Genomic DNA, 1,845 nt, shown 5'->3' with positions numbered 1-1,845 from the left:
CCAGTCATCTCGGTTGCGCAGCCATAAAAGCCCGGCGATCACGTACGGCAGGATGAAAAACGACATGTAGACGGCGCTGATGACCACTTCCCACCATGGCGGTTGGGCCAACTTGAGCTGTTCCTGCAGCCACACGGTCGGCACCACCCCGAAGAACATCCATCGGTCCGCGTCTACTTGCGGCTGCCAAAGCGTAGGCGTGCCAACGAAAGTCGCGGCATGGCGGCTGAGGTCATACAGCAGCAGAAAAAGTGCGAACGGCAACCAGTCGCGCACGACGGCAAAAGCCCGGCGGGGACGGCCGATACTTGCGGCGATCAGCCCGGTGGCGATGTAGAGCAGCAGCAGCTCACGGTTGAAAGCGAGCCCTTCCGTCACCGTCCGGTACACGACAATGACGGCCCATACCGCGATGGCAGCGCGTCGGATGAAGGTGAGCCGCCGCTCGCGCGGTGTGGCGGCAGCCTCGCGCGCGGCGGTCGGTTGCCTCTCGCCTGTGAGCACCTGGACCTTTCAATCGGTCGTTACTGACACCGGGGGCAATCCTTCCGGTGTTTCGCCGTCCTACATAGTCGCATTCTGCTTGGGGTCTGGTAACCGGCGCGTCGATTGCGCTAAACGCGCTGTTTCCCGGTGCCTTCGGTCGAGTGATCGGAGTCAGTGCTGCTGCTCGTAGAGGGCGCGCACCGTATCGATGGTGTCTGCGTCGGCCGGGGCCTTGTCGTGGCGGTAGCGCAGCACCCGGGCGAACCGCAGCGCCAGGCCGCCGGGGTAGCGCGACGAGCGTTGCAGTCCGTCGAACGCGATCTCGACCACCTGCTCGGGGCGCAGGTGCACCACGTAGCCGTCGGTGCCGCCGACGGCCAGTTCGGTGAACCGGGCGGTCTGCCAGTCCAGCATGGCGTCGGTCATACCTTTGAACGTCTTGCCCAGCATCACGTAGCCGCCGGCCGGGTCCCGCGCGCCGAGATGGATGTTGGACAGCTTGCCGCGGCGGCGTCCCGAACCCCATTCGACGGCCAGCACCACCAGGTCGAGGGTGTGTACCGGCTTGACTTTCAGCCAGCCTGCGCCGCGGCGGCCCGCCGCATAAGGTGCCGTCAACGATTTCGCCATGACGCCCTCGTGGCCGGCGGCCAGCGTCGCCGCCAGGAAGTCGGCGGCGGCCGTGGGCTCGGCGGTGAGCAGCCGGTCGACCCGGTGTCGGGCAGGCGTGATCTCGTCGAGGACGGCCAGCCGGTCGGTGGCCGGCGCGTCGAGCAGGTCGACGCCGTCGCGGTGCAAGACGTCGAAGAAGAACACCGACAGCGGCTGCGCGGCGCGGGCCGCCGCGACATCGCCGGATCGGCCGAAGCGTGACCCGGTGACCTGAAAGGGCTGCGGCCGGTTGTCCGGCCGCAGCGCGATCGCCTCGCCGTCGGCGATCAGCTCGGTGACCGGCAGCGCCAGCGTCGCCTCGACCACCTCGGGCAGCCGGGCGGTGACGTCGTCGAGACTGCGGGTGTAGACCGTGACCTGATCGCCGGCGCGGTGGACCTGCACCCGCGCGCCGTCCAGTTTCGCCTCGAAAATCGCTGTGCCCCCGAGCTTTTCGAGCGCTTGGCCGACGTCGGTCGCAGTTTGGGCCAGCATCGGCCCGACCGGCCGCCCCACCTGCAGGGTGAACGCATCCAGGGCGGCCGCGCCACCGGCCAGGCCTGCCGCCGCTACCGCGGGCAGATCCCCGCCCAGCATCGCGGCCCGGCGCACCACCGCGGCCGGAATCTGCCCGGCCGCCGCCACCGCGTCGGCCATGATTCCGGCCAATGCGCCTTGACGCAGCTCACCGGTCAGCAGTCGGCGCAG

At 68.9% G+C, this 1,845-nt stretch carries 1 protein-coding gene and 1 pseudogene; both read right to left on the bottom strand.

The features are described 5' to 3' along the window. A pseudogene (locus tag A5707_RS17585) lies at positions 1 to 504 on the bottom strand (inositol phosphorylceramide synthase); the annotation flags it as partial. 153 nt (positions 505 to 657) lie between these two features. Further along, on the bottom strand, positions 658 to 1,845 hold a 1,188-nt coding region (locus A5707_RS17580), incomplete at its 5' end, for an ATP-dependent DNA ligase (RefSeq protein ID WP_065015732.1).

The organism is Mycobacterium kyorinense, from assembly GCF_001672775.1.
In the GTDB taxonomy this organism is placed as follows: domain Bacteria; phylum Actinomycetota; class Actinomycetes; order Mycobacteriales; family Mycobacteriaceae; genus Mycobacterium; species Mycobacterium kyorinense_A.
The sequence above is the reverse complement of the archived record's forward strand: the minus strand, read 5'-3'. Positions and strand labels throughout refer to the sequence as shown.